This is a genomic window from Neisseria iguanae (assembly GCF_003013245.1).
Lineage (GTDB): Bacteria > Pseudomonadota > Gammaproteobacteria > Burkholderiales > Neisseriaceae > Neisseria > Neisseria iguanae.
Genome location: NZ_PXYY01000079.1, coordinates 1 through 3708, shown reverse-complemented (window position 1 = coordinate 3708; position 3708 = coordinate 1). Strand labels below are relative to the sequence as shown.

3 protein-coding genes, 2 tRNA genes and 1 pseudogene are annotated in these 3708 nt (G+C 46.4%); 2 read left to right on the top strand and 4 right to left on the bottom strand.

Going from position 1 to position 3708, the window contains the following annotated elements; genetic code table 11:
• Positions 1–175 precede the first annotated feature (175 nt).
• Complete coding sequence (asd, locus tag C7N83_RS10645; protein ID WP_106742568.1) at positions 176–1288, bottom strand: aspartate-semialdehyde dehydrogenase; 1113 nt, start codon at positions 1286–1288, stop codon at positions 176–178.
• A 150-nt stretch (positions 1289–1438) separates the two neighbouring features.
• On the opposite strand from asd, the gene C7N83_RS10640 reads away from it, so the two are divergent.
• Positions 1439–2038: an RDD family protein gene (locus tag C7N83_RS10640; RefSeq protein WP_106742566.1), complete on the top strand. Its 600-nt coding sequence runs from the start codon at positions 1439–1441 to the stop codon at positions 2036–2038.
• Between the two features lie 188 nt (positions 2039–2226).
• A complete protein-coding gene (locus C7N83_RS16200) occupies positions 2227–2412 on the top strand; it encodes a hypothetical protein (RefSeq protein WP_245911204.1) in 186 nt (61 codons plus the stop codon).
• A 674-nt stretch (positions 2413–3086) separates the two neighbouring features.
• Here the strand turns inward: C7N83_RS16200 and C7N83_RS10630 are convergent.
• The 3 genes and pseudogenes from C7N83_RS10630 to C7N83_RS10620 all read right to left on the bottom strand — a co-directional run.
• A tRNA-Ala gene (locus tag C7N83_RS10630) sits at positions 3087–3162 on the bottom strand.
• Positions 3163–3203: 41 nt separating this feature from the next.
• Positions 3204–3280, bottom strand: a tRNA-Met gene (locus C7N83_RS10625).
• A 297-nt stretch (positions 3281–3577) separates the two neighbouring features.
• Positions 3578–3708, bottom strand: a pseudogene (locus tag C7N83_RS10620) (IS1595 family transposase); the annotation flags it as partial.

Here is a 3708-nt window from a genome sequence, read left to right as displayed (position 1 = left end):
GGCTCGGATTAAGAAAATACGTCAGGATTGGCGGCTTGACTGCATCGATACCCTTTTCTTTTACTTTATGCGGATTTGTACTGTTTTTTAATTTCTTTGACTATATTTATAATTTAAAGAGAACTTATAAAAACGCAACAGGTTTTAGCCGTTGCGCTTTTCGTATGCGTTTATCTTACAGACTCCCTAAAATAATGCGCAATACACGTCGTAACGGTTCGGCGGCTCCCCACAGTAATTGGTCGCCAACGGTAAAGGCGCTGATATATTCGCCGCCTATGCCCAGTTTGCGGATGCGGCCTACCGGTACGGTCAGCGTACCGGTCACGGCTGTAGGGGTAAGGTCGTTCATGCTGGCTTCTTTTTGATTCGGCACCACTTTCACCCAATCATTGGCTTCGGCCAAAATGCGTTCGATTTCTTTTACCGGCAAGTTTTTTTTCAATTTCAGCGTGATGGCTTGGCTGTGGCAACGCATAGAACCGATGCGCACGCACAAACCGTCAATCACGATTGGCTGCCTGGTACTTAAAATTTTATTGGTTTCCACGCCACCTTTCCATTCTTCTTTGGATTGGCCATTGCCTAAATCGGCATCAATCCAAGGAATCAGGCTGCCGGCCAAAGGTACGCCGAAATTGGTTTTTGGATAGTCTTCGCTGCGCAGGAAATCGGAAACTTTGCGGTCAATGTCTAAAATGGCGCTGGAAGGATTGGCCAATTCATCGGCAACTTGTGCTTTGATGGCACCCATACCTTCAATCAACTCGCGCATGTTTTTCGCACCGGCACCGGAAGCAGCTTGATAGGTCATGCTGGTGGCCCATTCGACCAAATCGTTTTGGAACAAGCCGCCCAGTGCCATCAGCATCAGGGAAACAGTGCAGTTGCCGCCGATGTAGTTTTTCACGCTGTTTTTCAGACCGTCATCAATGATGTTGCGGTTAACCGGGTCTAAGACGATAATAGCGTCATCGGCCATGCGCAAAGAAGAGGCCGCATCAATCCAGTAGCCTTTCCAGCCGCTGTTGCGCAGGGGTTGGAAAACCGCTTTGGTGTAATCGCCACCTTGGCAGGTAACAATGATGTCCATTTTGGACAGTTCGGCCACATCATTGGCATTGAGCAGGGTTTTGGCTGTTTGGCCGAAATCAGGGGCGGTGCCGCCGGCGTTGGACGTGGTGAAAAAATACGCTTCAGGAATGTGGGCGAAGTCGTTTTCTTCTTTCATGCGTTGCATCAATACTGAGCCGACCATCCCGCGCCAACCAACGAAACCTACTTTCATTCTGTGCTCCTTGAGGGAAATTGTTAACAAAATTCTGAAATGAGTAAAGTAAATGTTTTAACGCCGCCTGAAAAAAATGTAAAGGTTTTTATTGAATTTTTTGCCAATGCGCAAATATGAGTGTTTAAATCTTATCAAAAAGGTAAATGTATGAATGATTTGAACTCAATGCCGTCTGAAACGACAGAGTCACAAATTGAAGTGGATTTAGCATTGCCGATGAAGCGGATAGGTGCGGTTTTGCTTAATAGCGTGTTGAATGTCGCCGCTTATATTCCGCTGATTATTTCGGTGTTGTCCGGTGAGAGTGGTTATTTACAGCGTGCTAATACGGCGAAAGAAGTGGCTTTGCCTGAAGCCAACATGACTTGGCTGATGATTGGCATCGCCGTGTTGGTGGCGTATGGTGCAGTGCAAATTTATTTTATGAGCCGTGACGGCCAGTCGCTGGGTAAGAAAATATTGGGTATTCGGGTGTTGAAAACCGACGGCACCAATCCGGGTTTTTTTGGCGCGGTGTTTATGCGTGAAGCGGCATATTACTTTTTGTTGGGTTTGGCGGTGGGCATCATCGCCTATGTCGCCCAGTCGATTACCGGGAATCCCGAGATGTTTGATTTGCTGAGTAACCTGTTGCAAATTGCCGCTTATTTGGTGTGTGTAGTGATGTTGTTTAAAGTGAAGAGTGACCGCCGTACTTTGCAGGATTATTTGGCCAATACAGTGGTGGTCCAATTACCTAAGCATTGATGCCTAGGGTCGTCTGCAAGTTTCAGACAGTCCAGGCCTTTGTAAAATCCCCAATTTGGCACGCTTCCCAAACATTTGCCTGTCTAAGTGATATGTCTGCGCATTCTGCGATGCTACCGCTTTGAACCAGATTCAAATCCGAGGCTTTTGCAAAGATCCCGTCCTCGTTTTTAAAAAAAGGAAACAACATGTTGGAGGAAGTGATTGGTGATACTGCCGGTTCGCCATTTGAATTGAATCCTGATAAACACACCGATTTCGAGCTGATGGGTGCAGATGTTGGTTTTACCGATGATACGGTTTGCACGGTCGCGATTGCCGATTGGGTGAATAAGGGCTGCCCGGATAATTTGACGGCTATTTTACAACGTTAGTGCCGTCGTTATCCGGATCCGAAAGGCGCATACGGCAGCTGTTTTCATGAATGGGTTGTCCTGGAAAATCCGCAGCCGTATGGCAGTTGGGGCAATGGTTCCGCCATACGGGTGTCGGCAGTAGGGTGGGCCGTTTGATGGTTTGGCCGATGTTTTGTGCTATGCCGAACAGTCGGCAGCGGTAATGCACAACCACTCTGAGGCCATCAAAGGCGCGTAAGTCGTGGCGGCAATAGTTTATTGGGCGAGAACGGGACAGGATAAGGCATTTATCTGCGCGCAAATTGCCGATAGGTTCAGGTATGATTTGGATCGAACTTGTGACGATATCTGTCCGAATTATCAGTTTGACGAAAGCTGTATGAGAACGGTGCCTGAAGCGATTATTCCATTTTTGGATAGCGAAATTTCGAACATACGTTGCGTTTTGTGGTGTCGTTGGCAACCATTACAGGCAGCATCGCTGAAGCGTATTACCGACAGATTTCGTCGGAGATTGCAGAGAAGGCGTTGGCAATACTGCCTAATGAAATGAAAGAAGCCTTATTGAAAATAAATAAGTAAGGTTTCAGGCTGTTTGAAAGCAAATCAATTGTTGCTTAGCTGGATTGATGTTCTAATCAGGCAGCCGACAAATAAAAGCCCTTGCTTAAAGCAAGGGCTTTTATTGAAACTGGTGGAGGTAAGCGGGATCGAACCGCTGACCTCTTGCATGCCATGCAAGCGCTCTACCAACTGAGCTATACCCCCTTGGGAAAACGAGTTGAAATCGGATTCCAACTCGTTAAAAGTGGTGGCGAATCAGGGATTCGAACCCCGGACACAAGGATTATGATTCCTCTGCTCTAACCGACTGAGCTAATTCGCCGTTTCGTGAAGTCGCTATTATATGTTTTTTTGAATCGTTGGCAAGGGTAAATCGTTAAAATTTTTATTGATGATTGATTTTAAATGGTAAAAAATATGTCAAATATCAAAAACAGCTTGTAGGCCGTCTGAAAAATGTTCAGCCGCCTCTTTGGCTTGCTCATAATTCATAATTTATGGCTGAAGTCGTCAAATTAGAAGCCCTGCCAATCGACATCAATGTATTTGCCGAACGCAATCACTTTGAAGAATTCGCTTATTTCGTGTTGGTTAAGTAATTTTTAGAGGCTGACGCAGATTATCCCCAAACACCACACCATTTCCGCAGCATTTCAAGCTGCCCGGACGGTGTGCCGAAGTCAAAGCGGAACCCGCATTCTTTCAGGAACAGCAGGCAAGATTTACGGCCAACCCCATTGTATTTGCGCA

What these genes read in the sequence shown, in the direction of transcription:
- C7N83_RS10640 (WP_106742566.1), top strand. Translation starts at nt 1,439, where the DNA reads ATGAATGATTTGAACTCAATGCCGTCTGAAACGACAGAGTCACAAATT.
- C7N83_RS16200 (WP_245911204.1), top strand. Translation starts at nt 2,227, where the DNA reads ATGTTGGAGGAAGTGATTGGTGATACTGCCGGTTCGCCATTTGAATTG.
- asd (WP_106742568.1), bottom strand. Translation starts at nt 1,288, where the DNA reads ATGAAAGTAGGTTTCGTTGGTTGGCGCGGGATGGTCGGCTCAGTATTG.